The organism is Anaerotignum propionicum DSM 1682, assembly GCF_001561955.1.
GTDB lineage: Bacteria > Bacillota > Clostridia > Lachnospirales > Anaerotignaceae > Chakrabartyella > Chakrabartyella propionicum.
In genome coordinates, this window is sequence record NZ_CP014223.1 from 1908893 (window position 1) to 1933089 (window position 24197).

Here is a 24197-nt window from a genome sequence, read left to right on the forward strand (position 1 = left end):
CGCTCTCCTTCTAATATAAAACTAATACAACATCCAACTTTTGAAATTAATAATGATATTTTTTTCTTATTTTAAAGCTTATTAAGCATAAAATAACTGATAAGGCAATACAAACCCCTGATACCAACCAGAAAGACCCATAACTCCCAGTCATATCGAAAATTTTAGCCGCAACAGTTCCACCAAAAGCACCACCGATATTCGTTGCCATAGTGAAAATACCTATGATTGCTCCGTAGTCTTTTTCACCAAAAAGGTAAGAAGTTAACAACGGAGGGCATATAGTTACTGCCGCACAACCAAAAGCATAGAATAGGATAACTAAAACAACTAACATTTTATACTGAGTCATTAGGAATAAAGAAAAAAACATAATGAAAATGTTGAAAAGCTTAAAATGCTACCTTTTTGTACACCAAATTTATCACATACCATACCAACTAAAGGTTTTCCAAGCGTTAAAGAACCAAGCATCAATCCTGCTACAGAAGCTGCTGTTGTAGCTGAGAAGTTACACTCTACAAAGAAAGCAACTGAGTTTGCCAAAATACCACTAGAGCCTACTACCGCAATAAATATTGCCAAAGAAGTCAACCACAGCATAGGACTTTTCTTAGCATCGTTTATGTACATACCTTTTGCTTCTGTAGTATTAGATTCGGATGCTGTTTCACCCACTCTTGTTTGACCCTTCTCTGCAGGAGTCTTAACAACTAACAATAGGATAATTGGTGCTAAAAAGAAAACAAAGATCGCTGCAAGAGTAAGATAACCCACTCTCCATCCAAATGTAGTATTAACATAGTTTAAGGCAGGGGTTAACACCATTCCGCCAACACCGCTACCCAAAAAAGCCAAACCCATTGCCGTACCTTTAATCTTTCCTCCAAACCAATTATTCAATAAGATTGAAATAGGCATAGTTGTTAAACATGTGAAAGGGATACCCAAGATTGCCGCAAAAACATATATTTGCCACAACGAGTTTGATCTCGAGAAGCCAAAATAGCCAACACCGGCAATAAGTGCATTTACTAACATGATTAATTTTATATTGCCTTTTGCCATCCTTTTGCCCATAAATGCAGCCGCCACTACACTTACAAGGCACAAGATTGTGGAGTACAACATAAACTCAGAACGTTCACAAGCGAATTCTGCAGTAACTGGTAATACAAAAACGCTTGTAACTGAAATGAAGCCTACGTAAGCAAATGACATCAATAGAAAACCAACCAGAACCTGCCACCAGCCGTAATAAATCTTTCCATCTTGCTTGAACGTGATTTTTCTCATTTTCATTTCTCCTTTATAATAAATTTAGACAGTATTATTAATAGCAATTTCTATGCCATAAAGGCGAGAACGAGAAAATCATTTAATTGTTGTGCATATATTATAATTCGACAAGCAATATACATTAAAATACTTGATGTTTATTGTATAAAATGATAAGGCTAATATTTTTCATAGATTTAAAATGTTCAATGTTATCTGCATATTTTATATAGTTAATTTTTAGAATTAGTCAAAACATCAGCCTTTTTACAAGCTTTATGCACCTTTTATGCATATGCATAATAATTGGACAGGGAAAAAAATAGGCTAAGCTGTAGGTCTTATTTGACCTAAAGCTTAGCCTGTTTATAATCATTATCTTATATATTAAGTTTTTTCCACTCTCTAATATTTTACTTTCAGGAAATATATCAATTATTCTATTTTTTTGTAGTATATCTGTGAGATATAACCTCAAATGTTACTGTAAAATTTAAATTCGAAATGTAATCTTTTTCCTTGTCATCATTAGGGGTCGGTACAATAGGCTGAATGATAATTAGGCTATTATTGAAAAAACGACTTGATAATTCGAGCACTTATCAATTATGTTGAAATAGAGGGGAAAGGATATGAAGAAAAAAATCACAGGCTTTCTAATTGTTTTAGTTTTGGTGCTAATTTCTGTATTTATATATGCAGTACAAATTGTAGTTTTTCATTCCCCGCGGGATACGTTTTTTTATATTTTCCAAGATATTGCCTTTCTTCCTCTTCAGATAGCTATTGTTACGATTGTATTGGTAGTTATCTTAAAAGGCGTGAAAAAATTGAAAGACTTAAAAAGATTAATATTGTAAAGTTAGACCTGAAATCTAACTTTTAGGGGTCGGTTTTTTTATGGCAAAATATAGTTTTTTATTTAAGAAAACTGTCGTACAAGATTATTTATCTCGAAAAGGAGGTTCTAGTTATTTAGCAAAGAAATACAACATTGGTAATTGTGATAATAAACAAGTGTTAAAGTGGGTTAATGCATACAAAGAGTTTGGTGATGCAGGGTATAGTGGTTCCTTTGTCAAGGCAGCCTAAAGTAAATTCTTAATGAACCATTTTTTACCAGTGATTGTTTGTCAGAAGGAATATACATATTTGTAGGTATGACAAATAATCCTCCATTAAGATGCTACTTTTACCCCATGATAAATTTCATATGGTGTTTTGTAACCATGTGTTGAATGAGGATGTTCTTCATTATAGGATTTCATAAACTTATTAATACCAGCCCGTAGCTCTCTAGGGGTTTGGTAATGATAAATATAAATATCATCATATTTAAGTGTTCTAAAGAATCTTTCAACAATGATATTATCTGCCCATCGCCCTTTACCATCCATACTGATTTTGATGCTGTGATGCTTTAAGAGATTAGTATATTCAAGGCTAGTAAACTGACTGCCCTGATCACTATTAATAATTTCAGGTACTCCATATATGGCAATAGCCTTTTTAACACAAGCTATTACCGATTCAACTTGTAATGTGTCCGAAAGCTCATAACCTACTATGTAACGAGAATGCCAGTCAATAATAGCAGTAAGATACATAAAGCTTCTGCCAAGGGGAATGTATGTGATATCAATAGACCATACTTGATTAGGCCTATCAATAGTAAGATTACGCAGTAGATAAGGGTAAACCTTATGCTGCTTATTAGGCATTGAAAGGTTTGGTTTTGGATAGATGGCATAGATTCTCATTTCTTGCATGTAACGTCTCACAAGCTTTCTTCCTACGAAATAGCCTTGCTCTATAAGATGTGCAGATATTCTCCTAGTTCCCCATGCTGGATGATCCATATGAATACGATCAATAAGATGCTTAATTTTTATTTCACATACAGTAGGGGCTTGTTCTTGGTAGTAAATACTACTACGATTAAGCTCAAGGAGTTTACACTGTCTACTGATAGACAGTTTAGGATCGTCCTTTGTAACCAGTTCTTTCTTCCCAGCCATGTCCAAGAGCTTGATCAGATTTTTTTTTGAGCCAGTTCACATCTACCGTAAGCTGGCCAATTGTATTATAAAGTTGATCGATTTTCTTTTCGTAGTCAATACGTTCTTGTTCAAAAGAAGCTTCTTTTTTATTATCAAAGGCACTTGATGCATTAGCTAAAAATTCTTTCTTCCAGTTACGAAGAACATTTGGAGCAATCTCATGCTCAGCAGCTATTTGATTCAGCTCCTTTTCTTCACGAAGAAGCTCTAGTACAACTTGTATTTTGAATTCTGGTGTAAAACTACGTCTTTTTTTCATGTGAATACCGTCCTTTTTTAGATGTATTTATTATAACAGAATTCACTAAGAAATTTGAAGTAACCTGTCTAGATTACAGGTACCATTATACTCTTTGCGACCGCAGTTATTGCAACACACACCACATCTTGATTCAAACATTATTATATCCTCCCAAATTAAGCTCTCAATAATTTAAAACATCTATCATAAATATGTTAGAAATCCGGTAGTTAAACAGACTTCCTGTCATACTCATAATTCCTATACAACAGGTTATTATTTGATAAAGAATATAACTATAGCTACATTAAAGAGAAACAGACTTGCAATAAGGCTAATTAGCGAACTTCCCAGTATTGCTAAAACTGGAATCTTAATTATCAATAAATCAAAAACACTTTGCAAATCCAGACTGCTTAAGTTAAACTTATATCAGCAATATGGGTTTTAAAAGTGCAAAAAATTGAATCCATCGTTCCTTATACCTTTTTACTTTATTATACATGCATCTGCATAATATTTCCATATATATTAAAAAAGGTTAAGCCGAAGTGTCATTTGATGTGACCCAGACTTAACCTCTTATATCCCTCTATTTTGTAAAAACACCCTATGTCATCTATATTTTCATCATTTTTCAAGGCTCAAAAGCGGCACTTTTTTGCCCATTTTTAAGCCCCAAAATCGCTCCAAAACCAGTCGAGGTAGACGCGCCCATTACTAGACGCACCCCTCACAGAACCGTACGTGCGGCTTTTCCGCATACGGCTCTTTACAAGTCTAATTGTTCAACAGTTATCCATAGACATTGACATAGACCTTGCCATAGGCTATCGGGAACACTTTGAGCATCTCTTCAAGTCCTTTCCACGTATAGCTTTCCCTATGACTTCTTCGATTAAGCCAATAGAACAACATATCTATCACTTTGAATCTAAATCTGTCAAGGCTTGGTCCGTTATCAGTAATCCCGTAGTAATGGTAATAACCAACAAGTATTTGGTTCAGCTTCTTTATGATTTCCTTCACTGGTAGAAATCTAAGTTCTCCCTTTAGAAGTTGGTTTATCTCTTTGCATTTCTTTCTGAATTTCTTCCTGCTGGTTCTCCTCTTCACTCTGAACTTTCCGTTCCTACCTTTGGAACAGTAGTGTGTGAAACCGAGAAAGGTAAAAGTTTCTGGCTTTGTTCCTTCTCGCTTGCAATCTGCTTCGGCGAAACGCCCAAATTTAATCAGCCTGCTCTTACTTTCCTCAAGCTCCAGTCCAAAGTGCCCCATCCTGTGTTTTAGTCTCGTGTAGAACTCTTCTGCTTCGTGCTTGTATTGAAAACAGACTACAAAGTCGTCTGCATACACCACTAATCCGCAGAAACCCTTCATGTTCGGCTGTATCCTCTCCTTGAACCACCATACAAGTACATAGTGCATGTAGATGTTTGCGAGTATAGGTGAACAAATAGAACCCTGTCCACTACCCTCTTCGGACTCCTCATACTGAAAATCCTTCATGATTCCTGCCTTCAGCATTCTTCTAACCAGCCTAATGATGTTAGGGTCTTTGACTCTTGATTCTACGAACTTAACTATCCATTCATGGTCTAAATGGTCAAAGAACCCTTTAATATCTGCATCAAGGATATAATTCGTGTAACACATCTCAATCATCACATTTAATTTCTTAATTGCCATGTGACATCTACGTTTTGGGCGAAAGCCCATCATTTCATCGTAGAAGTGAGGTTCGAAAACAGCCTCGAGTACTCTTTTCAACGCCTCCTGCACTAACTTATCCCTGTAGCAGTAGATACTGAGTGGTCTCGTCTTGCCGTTGTCCTTTGGTATTTCCACCCGCCTTGCAGGCTGTGGCTTATAGGATTTCCGTCTCAGACTTTCCACAAGTTTATCCAGGTTTTCTTCAAGATTCGCTCCGTACATCTCCTTTGTAACTCCGTCGATGCCAACAGCTTTCTTTCCATCCATGTCCGTATGGCACTGCCTAAGCAGTTCCTTGTCTATCAGATGTCCTATAGACGTGAACACCATATCCGGATTTTCTCTTGATAACTGTGATATTCTCTCCAATTTCGTTTCCATCAGTTTCCTACCTCAGTGTGTAGCTAATGTTTCCTCTTTGATATGAACTTGTATGGCAAGGTTGCGAGGAACAACCTACTCTCCGCTTCCCTCCAGTGGCATTACCCACCTTCATTGGTACTATCAGGCCATCCGACTGCCTGTCATGCTTCTGCAGCCATCTCTGTCTGCATACCACTCATACACACATAGTGTGGACACGGCAGGCTCTCCCCAGTTGATGTGACATCATTGTATAGCATGGCTGACTTCTAACTCCGCAGAGCCTCAGATATCTAACCCTTTGACGAATATCTGCGTGTTGCCTTCCGCTATGTTGACGGCGTCGGCACTCTGAACCATCCACAAATTTCGAAGCTAAACTGCCTTTTGACCCTGCTACCTAACTCCCTTTGCTTTGCATGCCCTGTTACCAGAAACATACTCTAGGCTTGCTACCGATGGTGGGGCTTCACCTTATCGGACGGGGTTTCCACCCGTTAAATATCACACCCTTGGCTGGGCGCACCAACATCTTGTGGTTTAAACCTCATTTTTAGCCTTATCACCACAATACGTCATCATTATTATCGCTTCAACGTGTGTAGATGCTGCGAATCGGATTCCTGAAAGACGCATTTTTTCCTTGGCGTAGGCGATAGAATAATTAATGCTTACATAAAAAAATACAACCTTCGCGTATGAAAATGTTTAAATTAAATCCTCTGTATAAGTACCGCCAATGTCTCCATGAAAATGCTTCGGAATGGCACATCAAGTGATGCGCATACAAGATCAGCCCACACCGTAGGTACGAGATTGCTGCCCCTGGTGCACCATATCTTGTAATGCATATTTCCGTATACGCCGATGGAAACACCGGTCAACTTTTCTGCATCGCGATATTTAGCTTCAAAGATTTCTCTGCCGTACTGGTTTATAGAAAAGTCTATATGTTCAAATGTCTCACTCGCTGGATAGTATGTTCCGTGAATATAATTAGTCATGATTACGTGCTCAGCGTCTGCAAATATATCAGGATTCCAGAGTTGTTCGACATTCACATGGTAGAACTCTGCCCCAGTTTCATCAGCTCCGCGCTTGATGTAAACAAAGATTTTATGTAACGTTTGAGGATCAAAATGTACTATGGTTTCTTTGCCGCTCTTCATCTGTTCAGTAATATTATCGAAGTTGAGTGTAATGCCACGCCATTTTTGAAAATCCACTGTAGCCGTGCTGACCATTCGTGAATAGGGTACCGCGAGATTTTCATCGCATCGTGTAAGTATCTGTACAGGTGGCCTTATTCCCTGAATTATCTCAATGGTTTTCGGCACATCGGATATAGGACTCCCTATCGACGTATCAAGGAAAATATTGTAGAGATAGTATTTATCATTCAACCTAAACCCTTGCCGCTCAAATTCCGCATCTGTCACATCACTCAGGCCATATTTATCAATAGGCAATATCAGTTTTTCATAATTGACGATTTCGTCTATATCATGAATCCTGTGAGCAAAGCTTTCCATAAGGGTGAAAATAAAGAGAAAAACAAGGCTTTCTTCATCAATATGGAAGTTGTCCAAATAGCCTATTTTTCCTTCGATGGCGTTAGAAGCAGCGTCCATATGCTCCATCTCGTTGCGTCCGACGTAAGTGATTATCTTACCGCAAGTTGCAATATACATCCGACTTCCATTATGAGGGTTCCCTAGATCATCCGGGTCAATGCTTAGGCAATACCGCAATAATTCTTCAGCATCAACATCTGCAGAATTAATCATCGCACGAAATTTATCAGCTGTATCCAACACAGGAGCCGGGATTTCGGCATTAGGCGTAAAAAACAGATATGTGGGTACGGAGTAATATTTTAAAAATGTGTTTGGGTATCCAATCTGAAAGACACCGCCGTGTGGTGCTTTTTTCATTGATCGTAAGTAATAATTGATTTTCCAGAACTCTGGCGTTGTAGCAATACTCTGTATGAGACTCTTCAGTTTTTCTGACAATACCATTTTTCATCCCTCCTTTCTGGAGTAGTTCTTATTCTAAATCAATATTAAGCACTATATTATATGCATATTTATAATACATAACTGTTGACCATGTGAACAATCACTTCTTTATGCCATATATTGACTACAGCATTTTTTATACTTAATTCCAGATTGGCATGGACATGGATCATTACGACCAACCTTCTGATTCAATAACTCCTCTATTTCATACATCCTTTTAAGCATAGTTGTTGTTAATGTATATGTATTACCGTTGGCCTCTGCTGCTATTTGGTCACGTTCATTAAAGAGAGAAATAAATTCTGCCACTAACGGGGATGAAGTCAATTCTTTTCGGATACTAGGTATTATATTACCTCTATATACCATCTGGGGTTCAATTAAAAATAAGATCGACTTTTCTTCATTGATGTGAGGAGTAATGTCTATTAAATCACCGTTTGGAGACTTCCACACAGCATGTGCTTCTGCTTCGATTAAAACGTTTGCTCTTTGCCAAATGCATCTACCGAATACACTTTGACCACCATATTCTTCAACATATTCAGCGACGTTCGGAAAGCACTCATTAAAACGACTTTTTGAACTTGCTTTTACTGGAACATATATAGGTTGATATTCAGATATAGATTGACACAGCTCCATAATCTGCTCTGTAATAATTTGTGGTGTAGCTATTTTACCCATTCGATAATCTCCTATCAATATTTTAACCGACAAAATGTTTTTAATAATAGCTACTGTAATAAGAATTCATTTCTGATTCATAATCCGCTATAGCATCTAACATTGAATCGCAGCCTTCAAAAAAATTCAACAATGCCCGCATAAATTCATATATATTCTTCAAGTCAAACCGTCTATTATTAATTCTATATTCCAAGCTATAGGATGTTGGGTACCTGAAGTTATCTCCATTTTTATCAATTCTATTAATTACATCCAACTGCTTTTCTACAATATTTATTAAATCCGTATCTTGTCCCTGTTCACTAGCATAATATAAAATAACCGGTTTTACATTCTTCCAGAGATCTTTTTTTATTAGGTGACTCTTTCTTTTTGAAAAAAAAGCATGCTTTGATACGCCTTTTTCAACTCTGCTGTAAAAAAGTCTCTTCAAACACAGTTCTAATGCATTTCTTAACGTAAACATTAATGGATATAGTTTCTCTTCATTATGTAGCTCTTTATTTTTAAAAATGAAATCTGCAACCGCTATATAACCTGTTATCTTCACATGAAATCCTTCATCGGTCAAACTCTGCCACAAATAGCAATTGCCGATTCCATGTGATGCCATAATAAAGAACTCTGGCTTAAGATTATTATCAAAACTATCATCCGAACTTACTATACCACATTCTATACACTTTTTAATGAGAGCAGATGCCTGGAGTAAATTATTTGCTACATCTACATTATCAATAAACTTATTCCTGTATTTAGAAAGAAAATCGTCCTCAAATGGAAAACGAAACATATCTGATTGTGCATCTACTAATTCTAGAGAAATGAAGTATTCTTCCAACCATTGCTTTTCTTCTTGTGTTAAATAATTCTCTTTATCATCAGAATAATACTCCGCCCAAAGTGCAGATAAATTATGGCAACATTTTTCAAAAACAGATTGTATTTCAGATTTCTTTGTACATATTCTGCATAATAGCGCCTTTAGTCCCAACTCCATACTTTGCCGGATCATAAAAATTCCAGTTAGAAACCACATATCCGACTTAACATTATCGTGACCACTTTCAATAACGTTATTAAAGACCTGAAAGCCGCAATTATAGAATTGATACGATAGATTTTTATAATCCCAAAATGGTTTCTTACTCCATTTTACTTCAACTTGGTACTCAGCATTATCTACTTTTTCAAAATCCATATTTTCTGAAGGCCATAACCACTTCTCTGAATCCATATTTTCACCTCACCAACAGCCCGATACGCCATTACTTTCATATTCGCTTGAATTGTTCTAATAAAACCCTCAAGAGCTTTATTTTTACAGCTTTAGTCTACAACTTTTATCGTCCAACCTGTATCTTGCAATGATTTTTGTGCCTTATCATCAACAAACTCTATTGGCATTGCAAGACATAATAAAGCTTTCGCACGCGTCATAGCTACATACTGGCACTTTAAGCGACTATGATTCGACCCTACAGATTTGGGTGGCTTATTGCATAGATATTTAAGTATAGCTTTCATGTTGTGAGCTTTTGAATAGGTTTCTAATACCAAAGTAGCCAAATGTGTTCTTCCTTTTACTGAATGAATACTGCCGAACTCCAAATCAACGCAACGTTCACTTATTTTATCCTCAAAAACATAATGATTTGGCATCACTTGTGGTATTGCTTCTTGGGCATTACAACTGAAATAGTTTTCATTTGTCCATGCTATAAATTCCTTGACTTTTTCATTTATTGTCAAATCAAGTCCTTTTAAAATATCTTTCAAAATGCTAACTACGCTTTGCCACTCTTCCTCTTTCGAAATATCAGCAGAAGACAATACATAAAAATCCTTTCGTATCTCCAACTGTTTTTCTTCAGGAAATTGTTTGATAATTGATAAAAAAGGATTATTGGTTGCGGCTATTAAATTTTGACCTTTTGCCTTGTTGATGAGTCTCCGGATACCTTTTGCAATCCATTCTATTTGTGCGCATAATTCATTGTTTTTTTCAAATTCAAAGCGTCCCATTCTAAAATATTCTATAAGGCTATTAGGATTTATACTTTTGCTTGTTCTTCTAGCTTCATAATTCGGCCAATAGTCATATATGCCTTTGGGAAATTGTTTTTCTGTAGTTTCGTCTTTCTTCACATGAACCATTCCAATAACATGGCATCCACGTTTCTTATTTTTCAACAATTCTTCATCAGAAAAAGTATCTAACAAAAGTTGTGCAAACTCCTCAATGACTTGTCCAACCTTATCTTTTGAAAATAAATAAAGTGTATGGCTACTTTGTTTTCCAGAAAAATCATTTTCTGTACCTTTCATTTGTTCCGCAGAAATAGCTACAGTATTTGCTAAATGTGCTATTCTATTATCAAATCTTTTACTCTCACTCAACAACAGTGGTGATGGACGTGGGAACGCAGGTCGTTCAACGATCTCATTAACATAATTATAAATTGCTTGGTTGCTATCACCAAATCCCTGTCGAATCGTCATGCCGCTTGCTTCCGGAAATGCCTTATGAATTAGCTCCCATTGAAATGAATTAGTATCTTGTGCTTCGTCAATAAAAATTATTGGAAATCGCTGCTGCAGTCCAACAGGTAGAGAATCACATTCATCAAACGCTTGCTTTGCATATAGCAACATCTCATCAAATGTAAAGTTTCCATCACTTTGAGACTTCTGTATTGCTTCTAAAATTTTCTGACGTGTTTCACCCTGTTTGTCCCAGTCTATACGTCCTATATTCCCATTGTAGCTACAAATTTGTGCGTCTCTATAGTTCTTCTCTAAATACACTCTTGTGCCACGAGGGAGCATATACCAGCGAGATTTTCTTACAACATCTGAGTCAATCATATTCATGCAAAAGCCTTTTGATCGAATCCAAGGCAATGCAACAAATGTATCAAAAAAGGAATGAAGCGTCCCAATAAAGTGCGGGTACGCCAAAAGCTTTCTTCCAATATCTGTATTTCCTAATCGCTCTTCAATTTCTTCACGCGCAACATTTGTATGTGACAGAACACATATACCTGAATTATTGTATGGCCATTTTCTTGCTAAAATTGCTAATTTTGCAATGAGTGTGGTCGTTTTTCCGCTTCCCGGAAACGCCTGGACATCTATTGATTCTAAGTTTTTAATTATGTTGACTCTATCATTATTAAAGCGAAATCCCATAATGGACTCAACCCAAGTAATATCGTCATCAGTAATTTTGATTTGCTCCAACCTTTCAATTCCCATGATTTATTCCCCTGCAACGTATTCTATTGCATCCACTAGATAACTTGGCAACATAGATTTTAACTCACTTACATTTCCTGTGAAAGCATCTTCAAGTTCAAATGCAAACTGTTGTGCAAAATCCGCTTTAGATGCGGTCTTCTTCGCAAAATATTTATAGAAATAAGAGGATCTATCCTCTAACGTAGGTAATGCTTTGATTGCTGTCTTAATATCATCTGTTTTTTTATCCCAATTTTGCTTAGCGTAGCTTACTTTAACTAATGCCCTAATTAAAGCCTCTTGCATTTTACTATGACTTAAGCCTGCAAAAGCCAAGTCATACTCCAAAGTCCAGTGATCTGCGATGTATGTTACAACCTGTTGTCCATCTGCTTTTTGCTTTATATTCTTAAGATGAGAGGTCGCTTCTTCCAACGTAAAATCCGCTTCTGCTCTCCAATTACGGTCTTCCTTTTTCGGCCATGTTGACGGATCTAGCGTATACTTTTCGTCAATACAAATACCAGGAGCACAGTTCGGCATAACATCTCTATCAGTAACACAGGCAACTTTAATGCCCCAAGTATCATCAATATTGGAACGTTGGAATATTCTTGCATAGCGACGCAGACCTGTACTTCTAACATCAACTAATGAAGTTCCGAAATCCGTAAAGCTACATCCTAATAATTTGGCTATGGTAGGAAGTAACAGAGCTTCTCCAGGCCCTTCTACAATAATTACACTTCGTGCAAAAAACAAGTTGGCTTTTGTAGCATCCAAATACTTTTCCAAATACCTGTAATCATCATCATCCAACATTGTATGACCTTTTGCCAATGGAAGCACTTGCCCTTCTTTTACCATTACAATATTATCTATTTTTACCACAGAAGCTAACAATGGTGAATGTGTTGTAATAATTATCTGTTGTTGCTTGCTTTCTGCTTCATTTTCAAGAGACTGAATTAACTTTAGTTGCCGCTGGGCATGCACATGAGCTTCCGGCTCCTCAATAAGTAGGAACGATGATTTCTTTTCCGTTTCAGCTTCTTTATGTAAAAGTAGTTCACATGCCATACTCATAATATTACTCGTGCCCAATCCAACTTTACCTTGCATAGCACTTGCATTTTTATCGACCGCCAAGTCAAGTTTTTCTAAAAGAGCCAATGTCTTTTGAAGATCATTGCTATTGGAACCTGCCACCTCAAATCTTGTTTTGATGATATCTTTTTTTAGGAGCATTTGCTTACCTAATATTTCTGTCATATCATCATTTATTGACTTAAGAGAGGGATGAGCTGCCAACAAATTGTTTGATAAGTTTGTAATACCTACCAATGACAATTCATGTATATCCATTCCGTCTTGAAACTCACTTTTTCCTTGATTTAAACCCGGTATGTTTTGGACAATCTGAGATAAACGTGAATGCCTTCCGGCTTGCATATCACTATAAGCATCACGCAGGGCTCTTAAATATGTAATACGTAGCAGCTCACGAGCTTCCGAGGATGGGGCAGGGCCATTACCATCCTTACCTGTAGAAAATGAAGAAACTGGCCTGGGTGGTTTAAATGATAATAAATATTTACATTTCCAGTGTAAATACAAACAAGGCGTATTTACTGCTCCTTTCTTTTCATATGTCAAGCATTCCAAGAAGTAGGCTTGCTCATCTGGGGTCAAACTAGTGAATTTACAACTAATACTAATTTCTCGAGAGATGTCCTCATTAAAAAAGTCATTTGTTTCTATACGAATCCAGCCGAAATCTGTTGTTCCAAGTACAATTCTGATAGCGTCCATTATAGCCGATTTACCTGAGTCATTTTCTCCTACCAAAACAGTTAAACCTGGATTAAAATTAATGATGTGCCCATCATCATTAAAACACCGAAAATTTTTTATTTGTAATGAAGACAAATACATAGTTGCACCTCCCAGTTTTCTATATTCTGCATATACAAGCCATAATATAATCAAATAATTAAGGATCAATTCATCAAAAAGTGGCCCTAAAGTCATCTAACATTTTTTTCAAAATAAGTGCATTTAAATAATCTTTTTTAAAAGCACTCATTACATATCCCTCTATATTGGGGAAATGTGGAAGCATACCTTCAAAATCATCAGCATTATAGTTAGCATAATTTTCTTTCACAAATTTATCAAATCTTACCTTCTCAATCTCTGATTCAAAGATAAGTATGCACTCTAAGAAACGTCTCCTTGATGTTTGTTCCTCATCCATGTCATCAGTAATATAAAATTTATGAACGATATACTCTATTGACTCTTTAATGAGATACTTGTAACTAATATCCCAATCCATTCTATTTCCGTCTAAAGATAGCCCTTCTATTTTAGGAGTAGCCGTGAAATATCGGCCTCCATCTAATGCTGCTCCTCCCAAAGAATCTAATAATGTTTGATGATAATAGAGATTGATATCATACCAGTGAGGACGACTATCATATTGCCCAAACAGATAGAACTCATAACCGTCCCTGTCATCTGCAGCCGAGATCTGTTCTATTACAAATTCCGGTGCGTACTTATAATACCTTCTGGATTCATCAGCCGAGTCAACCCAATCTGATGGACTTTGCAAATACAGAATGACACGTTCAAGTGCTGTCGCATCTATTCCAAAACGCTTCTTCCAAAGAGTTTCAATAATATTAATGTCAGCCGAAGAGTTTTTCGGCGTATTGGTATCCATAATGCGAACATATATGTTATTTGCATAAACTCCCTGATATTGTTCCGTCAAATAATACGGAGTATTGCGATCACTATGTATGACTATTACATCAATAGATTTTTCAGATAAAAGAATTGATTGGACTGTAACAGTGGGTCTGATTCCACCGGCAAATCTCTTGTCACGCAAAAAAGATACTAAATCTTGTGTTTTCTTCTGGTTAGAATCATCTACCATTTCTTGTATCTCATAATCTCTTTCTTCATCAATACCGATAATAATCAAGCCGTCTTGGCTTGATAAATTATTTGCCATACAAATAATATCATGCAGAAGATCCGCCTTGTTGATATACCATTCCCGTTTAAAATCCCAATGGTCTCCTTCTTGTTTTAAGGAAATCAAATTGGCAACCTGCTCGGTTAAATCTTGTATATTCATAGACCATCTCCTTAAGTTTGCTTCCTCACTGCTCCGCGTGTCTTAACCTGAAATTCATCATATGTACTGTAATTTTTGATCCCCTGTGATTTCTGTTTCTTTCCCAATATGGTATTATCAATCTTTCTCTGTAAAAATTCACACAGATCTTCAAAACGTTCATTAGGAGTTTCATCCCACTTAAAACCGATTTCTCTCTTTATCGCATTGTAAAGCAATGCATAATTCATTGGACTCCTGTCCATGTTTTCAGTGGCCTTCTTGAATTCATGATATCTATCAATTAAATGTTTCACATAATTTTTCATGTATGTATTACTGCCAATAGTGTCCTGAATCGGAGTTTTCTTGATATTTTGATTCTTAGATGTATTTATTGTAATGTTATTTCCTATGACAGAATCCTTTATATTTGCAGCGTGCACGGTAGTGCAGTTATTTGCTCTTCCTTTGTCCGGTGAAAGCTGAGGATAATGCTGAGCAAATACTTTTTCATCCGATACAATCAGTGCAATGATATCTTCCCAAAAAAGAATATCTATTGAAAATAACCCTTTTTCAAAATGCTGTGAATTTAGAATATTCACTTTTTCCTGTAGCCGGGCATCTTTTTTCATAGAAGTAGCAATAATATAATTTGTCAACGTGGGAGTGAAATCCTTCGCTTTATCAATTTCCTTCTGAATTTGGGCATAAGTTAGTCTTTCTACTTTTTTGCATTGCACTCCAACAAAAGAGGCATTTTTATCTCGCAAATAAACATCCACTCCATGCTGAGTTTGCCCGCCACTTCCAAATAAAGCAATCATGCAATTAGGCCATTTCATCCTTAAATAGCTTTCGACTAATCGCTCAAAGTCCTGCCAATTTTGTGGTTTTGGTATTTCCATATTCTTTAATATTGGCATAAGACACCCCTCCTATATTACAAAACCAGTTGCTCAAAGTTATCTTGGTGTGGATTCTGAATTTATTCACTTCACAGGATGTAAAATCAATCATGTATTCCATCCTTCTTTCCACCTAGTCCAAGATATTTTTCACGCAGATAGCCGGCCTGTTCCTCTGTAATTATACCTGACCAAAGGTCAGCATTAATGGCTCCATATAATTCATCCGACAGACAATCAAGATGCAGAACCTGTTCTTTTTCACCTTGCAGGTAATCCTTGATTGCCTTTTGAATGCTGCTGGATAATCCGGTTTCCAGATATGTCTTATTATGGGGCTTACCATCCGGTGCGGTTTCTATAGGTTCAGATTCCAGTTCCAGCAGTCCCTCAATGGAAAGACCAAGAGCCTTGGATAACTTGGAAAGCGTTCCTGCTCCGCATCGGTCGAGATGTGTTTTTCCCGAATATATGTCTGCGAGAGTCGCCCATGGAATCCCGCTGATTTTTGATAAACGATAGCGGGACATATTCATGTCCTGCATAAGCTGTTGTATTGTCATTTTCATCACCTATTTCCATTATATCGGTGTTCCGATACGCTGTCAAGGTACGATAGAATAGCGCTGCCAACAATAAAACCCTCAGCCCACTGTCTGAGGATTTTATTCTTAACAGTACTTTATATGCTGGCAGGAACCGCTAGTCTTTCGGCTCCTGCCGTCATTTAATCATCACACAGGACATCTTGTCGGATTACGATGCCCGATTGAAATTGAATTTCTATTTTGCACTCACTGATAACTCGGATTGTTTGAAGCAGTCTGCGGACAAGGTCATCGTCAAACTCTCGTTTTAAGTAGTTGATTTTTTTCGTGTAGCTATTCATCTCCTGCAGACGCTGTTCATAGGCTTCTGCCAGGTGTCGTTCTTGAAGCACCTTTGTCTTTTTCTTCCTTAGCTCCTTGATTTCATCTGCGATAATGCGGTATTTTTTATCAAATGTATCATCTGCACACTCGGTTTTGGCGCTTTCCTCGATAAGTTTCATCATTCCCTGTTGAAGCTGTTCGATTTGCTCATCGTATTCCGTAGGCTCTGCCTGTGCTGAGTAGTTTCCGATGATACGGATGACATTTTCTCGAAATGCCTGCACAAATTCTCCCTGATCCTCTACCACGTTATTAATTGCGGTCATAATGGCTTCATGGAGGCTGTCTTCTTTCAGGGTGGGGGAATGCTTGCATCTCTTAGAACCGTGCTTGAGGCGGTTGTCACAGCGCCACACGGCTTTTTTCACACCATACTTCGACCATACCTGCCTGCGGTAGGGCTGACCGCATTCTGCACATACCATAATGTCGGACAGCACATATTTGGCGCTGTACTTACCTTTGACAGAAGGTGCATCTGCTTTTTTAGATGCAGGTCGGTAGATCGCACCCCTTCGTGCCTTTTCCTCTTGTACTCGGTGGTACAACTCCTTTGGGATAATCGCTTCATGGTTATCCTCTATGTAGTACTGCGGTTCGATACTTTTATTTATCACTTTTTTCTTCGTCAGAAAATCCACTGTATAGGTTTTCTGCATCAGGGCATCACCCATATATTTTTCGTTAGCTTGTGTCAAGACATACATAAAAAAATAACTTAATCTTTTATACAGTCTTTAAAGTTCCAAACAATTTCAAGGCTATTATCGGGAAAAACCTTTATTGTTTGAATCAACTCTGCTACAAGCTGTTGGGTAAGTTCCTGCACTCCTGCATATTTGCCTAAATGTTTTGCTGCATTATCCTTAACTACGTAAGTATCATTTAGTTTTTGAAGTAACGCTGTTTTCTCATGTTCAAAATCTGTTTTCTTTTGAGATAACTCCGCCGTTTTTTCTTTGAAATCTTCTTTTAACAACTTGCCATCTGCCAAACTCTCAAAGAGTAAAGTCTTTTTACAATCAAGCTGTCTTATCTGTTTTTCTATGCATTCAATTTCAACTTGAAAACTGCTTTTATCGGATTTACCATTCTTAATATCCTCAAAAATAAATAATCTAATTTTCCTTTGCATTTCAGACAGAACAAAATCCTTTAGCTGTTGTTCATTGATACGAACATCTTTACACTCACAAAAAGTAACAAACCTTCTTGTTGCGCAACGATAACAAGGTTCTTTTATGTTTTTGAAAAAAGTAAGCGTTCGCCCACAATGCTCACATTTTAATAATCCTTTAAACAGGTTATAGTCTGCGATTGTATATGGCTTAGGCCTATATGGTTTCATGACCAGCTGTGCTTGCTTCCATACATCTCTTGAAACAATTGGCTCATGAGCATCTTCACAGATTATCCATTCACTTCTGGGAAGAAGCATAGTTTTCTTTGTGTTAATATCAATCTTCGTACGTTTGCGACTTATTTGTTTACCTGTATATCGCTCATCGCTAAGGTAACGATGAACAATGGCATTCGTCCAAATAGTGTTTTCGCTGCTTAATTTCCACCCTCTCATTTTGTCTGTACCTTTTTCTTTATGGTACATATAAGGAGAAGGCACACCTTCGGTATTAAAAATCACAGCAATTTGCGTTGGTGTTTTCCCTTCACAAGCAAGCTCAAATATTCGTTTCACAATAGGCGCGGTTTCGGGACTTGGTATTAACTTGTTTTTCTCGATTTCCGAACGCATATAACCATACAATGGCAAAGTACAAAGATATTCACCTTTTTGAAACTTAGATTTCTGCACTGCTCGTATTTTCTGGGAAATATCTCGGCTATACATTTCATAAATCAAAGCCTTTAGCCCTACATCAATGCTTGCGGTACTACCTTTATAGTCTTTACTGTCGTAATCTTCATTGACTGCAATAAATCGCACGCCTAAAAAGGGAAATACTTGATCAATATAATTTCCAACTTCAATAAGGTTTCTACCAAATCTGGAAAAGTCTTTGACCATTACGACATCAATTGTTTTACCAGTCAACTTTAGCAGTTTATTCAGTGCAGGGCGGTCAAAAGTTGCTCCGCTATATCCATCATCAATAAACTCCAAAACTTCATAGTCTTGTAGGTCTTTATTTGTGGAAATGTAGTTTATAAGCAAATCCCTTTGATTAGAAATGCTGTTACTTTCCCCTTCATTTATATCTTCATTTGATAGTCTGAGATATATCGCAATGGTTTTCATTATGCAGCACCTCCCACAAACTCAGTGAGAATCGCTAATTCATCAGCGAATTTCCATACAATTTCTACATCGTTATATCCACTAACAATGATTTTATCAATCATCAGCTCAATAAATTCACGACTTAATACTGTGGTATCTTTTTGCCCTCTAAAAGCCTTGATCCACTCATTTTGTGGGGATAATATTTTTCCATCTAAAACTTGTGCTTTTAGCAATCTGTTTTTGGCTTCTTCCAGTTCCTCAGCCTGTTTTAGATAATCGGACTTCAAGCGATTGTACTCTACTAGTTGTATGGTCCCGTCAGTGTAATTTTCAAAAAGTGCTGTACATAACAGCAAGTTCTTAGTAATCAGCTTTTCCGTATTTACTAAATCGGTTTTGATTTTTTTCTGTTTTGCTATGTATTTTTTTGTACTTTTCAGCTTTTTCAATTTATCTTCCAATGAAAAAGTCAACTCTACTTGTGCTCTCAAACTTAAAAGAATGGCATTGATAAGCTCTGGCTCACCCAAGCATTTTTTGCTGCATTTAGATAGCTGTAAATTGTGTGCGTATTGATTACAAAGAAAGACATAGCGTGTCTTAGCAGATTTTTTTGCATTTTTATAGCGTATCATTTTTTGCCCACACTCATCGCAAAACACCTTGCCTTTAAAAATATTTTCTGTAAAAGGATATTTCTCGCTGTTCGCCTTCCGCTTTTTGGCAACCTCATCAATCGTATTTCCTAATCTGCGAAAAGTTGCTTCATCAATAATCGCCTCGTGCGTACCATACACCACTATATACTGTTTTTTATCTTTCTTGGTAAGGGGTAACCCGTTGCAAAGGGATTCCACTGTTTTTCCCTGCGTCACATTTCCTGTATAAGTAAAGTTATTTATAATTTGCTTTACCATTTGTCCTTGCCACATTGTAGCTTTTCCCGTTGGAATTTTCTTTGCCTTGTATCTAGAGTTTTGGTAATTATATACCGATGGCGAGGGAATACCCATTTCATTTAGTTTTCTTGCAATTAAAATATAACCAATGCCTTCAATTTTCCACTTGAAAATTTCCTTTACGATAGGCGCTGTTACAGGATCAATCATTAAATGGTTTTTCTTATCTGGATTTTTCATATAACCATAGGGAGCAAAGGCTCCGATATATTCGCCATTTTGCTGTTTCTGGTGAAGAACAGTGGCCGACTTATGAGATATATCCTTTGCTACTAAGCTATTGACGATATTTTTAAGGGAGGCAACCATATCATCACTGCTACTATTTTTCAGGGTATCATAATTATCGGTGATAGCAACAAAGCGTACATTTAAAAACGGAAATATCTTTTCAAGATAATAGCCTGTTTCAATGTAGTTTCTACCAAAACGGGATAAATCCTTTACTACGATACAATCTATCTTTCGATCTCTCACATCGTCCATCATCTGCTCAAAGGCTGGTCTTTGAAAGTTTGTGCCTGTAAAACCGTTATCTTGGTAAAGTGAATACAGTTTCATATCCTTTTGAGCATTAACAAACTGCTCCACCATATATTGCTGTGTTTCAATGGTTTCACTGCTGTTTGTGCCACTATCCTCTATAGAAAGACGGATATAAATTGCTGTATTGTAAACGTGTTCTATTGGTTCCAAGATCGCCTGAGCCTTGTTTTTTCTGCTTACTCTTGCCATTATTATACCGCCTCCTTCACTTTATTTCGGGGCGATATTTCTTTTTCCATACTTTGAATGAAAGAAAGAGCAAGGTCAAAATTGTACTGGTATTTAAAGCTGATTTCAAGCCTTTTATCGTCATAAACCGTAATTTTGTTAATGAGATTGACCGCTATTTTTCGGTCAATGGTGTCAATATTTTGGTAGAGCTTGAATTTTTCTATCCACAAGGTTTCCTCGGTACGATTTTTTATCAGTTTATCAATTTCTTGCTTTAAATTTGTAATTGCCAATTCTGCGGATTGTTGCTTTTCATCATAAACATACTTCAAACGAAGATACTCATTTTTATCCAGGATACTGTCAGAAAGATTTTCAAAAAGTGCTGTTTTTAAATGCTCATATCGTTTTACCTCATCTTCCTTGCTGATAATTTGAACATTTAGTTTCTTTACATTGGTACTTTTATATGGAAGGGTGTCAATGTATTTCAGTATGCGTTCCATCTCCACAATATTTGCAATGTGTTGTCTTAACGCAACCAAAATACCATCGGTAATGGCTGTATCACTGATGCGATGGCTAGTACACTTCTTTGTAATTCTATTTTTACCACACATATAGTAAAAATAGGTTTTCCCATTCCTGCATACACTGCTGCGAACAAGCTGATTGCCACAATCTGCACAGTAGAGAAGTCCCGAAAAGGTATAAACCTCTGTTTTGTGTGGAGCAACCCTTGTATCACTGTTTAAGAGTTCATTGACAATGGCAAATTCCTCGTTTGTGATAATAGGTTCATGATTATTTTCAATCCTTATCCATTCATCACTTGGCTTCGTTACCGTCTTTTTCACCTTATGATTTGGGGTCGTGCGTTTCCCTTGCACCAAAGTCCCCACGTAAAATTCATTTTTGAGTATACGCCCAATAGCCACGGCCGACCATTTTGCTTTTGCATTGGTTTGGAAACTTGTTTGATATTCCATCCCACAGAATTTTTTATATTCCATAGGGGACAGAATATCAAGCTCATTCAGCTTGTCGGCTATTCTCTGCTGACTTTGCCCCTCGATTTTCCATTTGAAAATATCTCGGACAATATCAGCAGCATAGTCATCTATCACAAGTTTATGTCTATTTTCGGGGTGCTTAAAATACCCATAAACAGCAAAAGAGCCAATGAAATCGCCCTTTTTGCGTTTGATTTCCAACTGGCTCCGAACCTTTATCGAAATATCACGCAAGTAAGCATCGTTAATCAAACTGAGAAACGGCAGTAAAATATTATCACTTTGACTTCGACCATTGATACTATCAAAGTTTTCATTGATAGATATCACTCTGATACTCAAAGCAGGAAACACTTGATCTATGTATTTTCCCACTTCCACAAAGTTACGACCAAAGCGTGATAAATCCTTTACCACAATGCAGTTGATAACACCATTCTCTGCATCTTCAATCATTTTCTTTACAGCCGGCCTGTCAAAGTTGACACCACTGTATCCATCATCAATTCGTTCCGAAACAACCTCGATGTCCGGCTTGTCCTTTAGAAAATGATGAATCAAATCTCTTTGATTGCCGATACTGTCGCTTTCTGATTTATCCCCATCTTCTTTCGAAAGACGGAGATAGATACTTGCACGATATTTTGTATCTGTATTTAATTTGTCCATTTTGAAACCTCCATTATGTACCCGAAAAGATCGGAACGATTGCATCGCAATCGGCATTTTCAAAAAGAAAATGTACTGAGTAAATGTAATTCCCCAAAAACATTCACAATGGATTTTCAAAGGTTTGCTTATTTGGTTTTAAAGATATCACTTTAAAGCACTAAAGTCAACACTGTTCCATTGCATTTAAAAAATCACATTGTCGAAAGGTAATGCTCCAATCTATCCTCTAAAGTTGCCGATGTATTTTCGGCAAAAGATACCTTTACTACCAAATCACCACATTTGTAGCAATATGGGTTGCCTATCTGCTCAATAAAGCTACGAAGTCGTTCCTCTTTGGGAAGTGCTATATCTACAACAACATCGTTAATATCTTTGAGTGTGGAACGGTTAACGGTTCTCACATCTACCTTTTTCATTGCTTCAAAATCAATACCATTCATATTCATAACCTCCAAATCTTTTTTCATTTCTTAATCAAATACAACACCATGCCCCACAAGAAGTTATTACCTTGTGGGGACAAGTCTTGCATCTCACCAGATACAAGAGGACAGAGAATTTGTGTTTATTCAAAAATAAACTATCTGCCCTTTGTAATCGTTCTTTATATGAAGCTGTATCGTATTTTCGGATAATGGGTATCTGAAAGAAGTCAGACCACCGAAGGTGGCTTTTGCAAAGCAAAAGTACTGAAGGATTATCCTACTGCTCGCCCCCGATACGGGAGTATAGAAGTTAGCTTACAGGTTTATTCATCACAAGTGATGATGCAGGCTGCATTATTCCGCCGATAGGTGTTATGACAGGTGACTAAGCTGTCCACCATATTCGCAGAATATCCCTTTTACCGTTGGACACGGATTGATGTTTTGCTTTACTTGTTGTCTTGGCATATTACACAGAACCACTGTTTTTAGAAGTCCATAGACTGATCGCTCGTACCCTTTGAAATTATCTTTTTACAAGGTGAAACACCTTGCAGGGGGTCTTGACGGTCTTACTTCGGTGCTCACACAAGTAAAGCAAAAACTTCTATACCGATATTCAATTTTCAAGCTGCAACGAGGGAATAAACCTTAGTAAATTTACCCCTCTACTATATAGGACAGAAGTAGGGCCGTTTTGAAGTATGTTTTATAAAGAATTTTTTAATTCCTCTAGTTTTTTGATTACAGTATCAACTGAATACTTTACTGCTCTTTCCGAGCAATGTTCTTTTGCTGCAATTTCAGTAAAGGAATAGCCTAAAATACGATTGAGATAAAATCTTCTTTGCTGAACAGGTGTGCAGCTTTTAATCACATCAACAGCGGATTTTAATTCTTGCCTTTGCATAGCTCTTTCTTCCAAGGATGTTGTGCGAAGGCTATGTAAATATCCAGCAATATCACTTTCCACATCTTCATCAAAAGCGTGTCTTTCTTTCTCTTTGCGCAAACGCGCAATCTCTTTTCGTTCTTCTTCAAAAAGTTCAAATATTTCAACTGAAACCTTAACTTTAATTTCTTCGCCTTGCAAATTTGTTATTGTTACATAAAATGGCATTATATTTTCCTCCATTATTTTGAATTTATTTTTATGGACAAATTCAAACAGGAGGAGAACGACAACCATGTGCTACTTTTTTAAAACTGCAAACAGAAAACAGTGCTATACCTTTAGGGTAAAAAGGCATAACACTGTTTAATTTAAAATTATCAGTTGTTATAATAACATTATTCGACAAAATGTAGATGTATGGCACAATAACACCTCTTGGAGGAGCTATTCTTGCCCTTGTGGTCATCCTAAGATGGCTATCATAATTCCTCAGTTGCAACATATAATGGCATAAAAAAAACAGTGTCAGGAGCTTCTTTCAAGCGCCAGCACTGCATTCTTGTTTTTATAATTTATTTACAGGATATCCCGTATAATTTCTTTATTTTAAAATGGCTTTATTTTAAAATCACATATGGACGATATGGCACAATCCTAACTCAAACCCAAACATATATCTGTACACTGTC

21 protein-coding genes are annotated in these 24197 nt (G+C 36.8%); 2 read left to right on the forward strand and 19 right to left on the reverse strand.

Going from position 1 to position 24197, the window contains the following annotated elements; genetic code table 11:
* Positions 1 to 46 precede the first annotated feature (46 nt).
* Both CPRO_RS08890 and CPRO_RS08895 read right to left on the reverse strand, forming a co-directional pair.
* Entirely contained in the window at positions 47 to 337 is a 291-nt protein-coding gene (locus CPRO_RS08890) for an MFS transporter (protein WP_236782334.1), read from the reverse strand.
* Between the two features lie 14 nt (positions 338 to 351).
* The gene (locus tag CPRO_RS08895) at positions 352 to 1296 is read right to left on the reverse strand and encodes an MFS transporter (RefSeq protein WP_066050601.1); all 945 of its coding nucleotides are present in this window, start codon (positions 1294 to 1296) and stop codon (positions 352 to 354) included.
* A gap of 614 nt (positions 1297 to 1910) precedes the next feature.
* Here CPRO_RS08895 and CPRO_RS08900 point away from each other — a divergent pair.
* Both CPRO_RS08900 and CPRO_RS15580 read left to right on the forward strand, forming a co-directional pair.
* Positions 1911 to 2138: a hypothetical protein gene (locus tag CPRO_RS08900; protein WP_066050603.1), complete on the forward strand. Its 228-nt coding sequence runs from the start codon at positions 1911 to 1913 to the stop codon at positions 2136 to 2138.
* A 40-nt stretch (positions 2139 to 2178) separates the two neighbouring features.
* Positions 2179 to 2370, forward strand: coding sequence for an IS3 family transposase (locus CPRO_RS15580; protein ID WP_066050607.1), 192 nt, complete (start codon positions 2179 to 2181; stop codon positions 2368 to 2370).
* 86 nt (positions 2371 to 2456) lie between these two features.
* On the opposite strand, the gene CPRO_RS08910 is transcribed toward CPRO_RS15580, so the two are convergent.
* The 17 genes from CPRO_RS08910 to CPRO_RS08990 form a co-directional block, all read right to left on the reverse strand.
* Positions 2457 to 3296, reverse strand: a complete 840-nt coding sequence (locus tag CPRO_RS08910) for an IS3 family transposase (protein ID WP_066050549.1) — start codon at positions 3294 to 3296, stop codon at positions 2457 to 2459.
* On the reverse strand, positions 3256 to 3597 hold the full coding sequence (locus tag CPRO_RS16050) for a transposase (RefSeq protein WP_066050552.1): 342 nt from the start codon (positions 3595 to 3597) through the stop codon (positions 3256 to 3258). Before CPRO_RS16050 ends, CPRO_RS08910 begins: the two co-directional genes overlap by 41 nt.
* Before the next feature lie 777 nt (positions 3598 to 4374).
* Positions 4375 to 5673 (reverse strand): group II intron reverse transcriptase/maturase, encoded by a 1299-nt coding sequence (gene ltrA / locus CPRO_RS08920; RefSeq protein WP_066050611.1) that lies wholly within the window; start codon positions 5671 to 5673, stop codon positions 4375 to 4377.
* Positions 5674 to 6368: 695 nt separating this feature from the next.
* Positions 6369 to 7676: a hypothetical protein gene (locus CPRO_RS08925; RefSeq protein WP_066050614.1), complete on the reverse strand. Its 1308-nt coding sequence runs from the start codon at positions 7674 to 7676 to the stop codon at positions 6369 to 6371.
* Positions 7677 to 7784: 108 nt separating this feature from the next.
* Positions 7785 to 8366, reverse strand: coding sequence for an SEC-C metal-binding domain-containing protein (locus tag CPRO_RS08930; RefSeq protein ID WP_066050616.1), 582 nt, complete (start codon positions 8364 to 8366; stop codon positions 7785 to 7787).
* Positions 8367 to 8406: 40 nt separating this feature from the next.
* Positions 8407 to 9606: a hypothetical protein gene (locus tag CPRO_RS08935; RefSeq protein ID WP_066050619.1), complete on the reverse strand. Its 1200-nt coding sequence runs from the start codon at positions 9604 to 9606 to the stop codon at positions 8407 to 8409.
* A gap of 92 nt (positions 9607 to 9698) precedes the next feature.
* Positions 9699 to 11627 (reverse strand): UvrD-helicase domain-containing protein, encoded by a 1929-nt coding sequence (locus CPRO_RS08940; RefSeq protein ID WP_066050621.1) that lies wholly within the window; start codon positions 11625 to 11627, stop codon positions 9699 to 9701.
* A 3-nt stretch (positions 11628 to 11630) separates the two neighbouring features.
* Complete coding sequence (locus tag CPRO_RS08945; protein WP_066050623.1) at positions 11631 to 13544, reverse strand: ATP-dependent nuclease; 1914 nt, start codon at positions 13542 to 13544, stop codon at positions 11631 to 11633.
* 73 nt (positions 13545 to 13617) lie between these two features.
* On the reverse strand, positions 13618 to 14760 hold the full coding sequence (locus tag CPRO_RS08950; protein ID WP_066050626.1) for an AlbA family DNA-binding domain-containing protein: 1143 nt from the start codon (positions 14758 to 14760) through the stop codon (positions 13618 to 13620).
* An 11-nt stretch (positions 14761 to 14771) separates the two neighbouring features.
* Entirely contained in the window at positions 14772 to 15650 is an 879-nt protein-coding gene (locus CPRO_RS08955; RefSeq protein ID WP_143148981.1) for a hypothetical protein, read from the reverse strand.
* A 104-nt stretch (positions 15651 to 15754) separates the two neighbouring features.
* Positions 15755 to 16213, reverse strand: coding sequence for a helix-turn-helix domain-containing protein (locus tag CPRO_RS08960; RefSeq protein WP_066050630.1), 459 nt, complete (start codon positions 16211 to 16213; stop codon positions 15755 to 15757).
* A gap of 164 nt (positions 16214 to 16377) precedes the next feature.
* A complete protein-coding gene (locus CPRO_RS08965) occupies positions 16378 to 17289 on the reverse strand; it encodes a recombinase zinc beta ribbon domain-containing protein (protein ID WP_082754303.1) in 912 nt (303 codons plus the stop codon).
* A gap of 11 nt (positions 17290 to 17300) precedes the next feature.
* Entirely contained in the window at positions 17301 to 18839 is a 1539-nt protein-coding gene (locus tag CPRO_RS08970; protein WP_066050633.1) for a recombinase family protein, read from the reverse strand.
* Entirely contained in the window at positions 18839 to 20518 is a 1680-nt protein-coding gene (locus tag CPRO_RS08975; RefSeq protein WP_066050636.1) for a recombinase family protein, read from the reverse strand. Before CPRO_RS08975 ends, CPRO_RS08970 begins: the two co-directional genes overlap by 1 nt.
* A gap of 2 nt (positions 20519 to 20520) precedes the next feature.
* Complete coding sequence (locus CPRO_RS08980; protein ID WP_066050639.1) at positions 20521 to 22182, reverse strand: recombinase family protein; 1662 nt, start codon at positions 22180 to 22182, stop codon at positions 20521 to 20523.
* 194 nt (positions 22183 to 22376) lie between these two features.
* The gene (locus tag CPRO_RS08985; RefSeq protein WP_066050641.1) at positions 22377 to 22628 is read right to left on the reverse strand and encodes a DUF6870 family protein; all 252 of its coding nucleotides are present in this window, start codon (positions 22626 to 22628) and stop codon (positions 22377 to 22379) included.
* Between the two features lie 694 nt (positions 22629 to 23322).
* Positions 23323 to 23733 carry an RNA polymerase sigma factor gene (locus CPRO_RS08990; RefSeq protein ID WP_066050644.1) on the reverse strand — a complete coding sequence of 137 codons (411 nt, stop codon included), beginning with the start codon at positions 23731 to 23733 and terminating at the stop codon, positions 23323 to 23325.
* Positions 23734 to 24197: the final 464 nt, after the last annotated feature.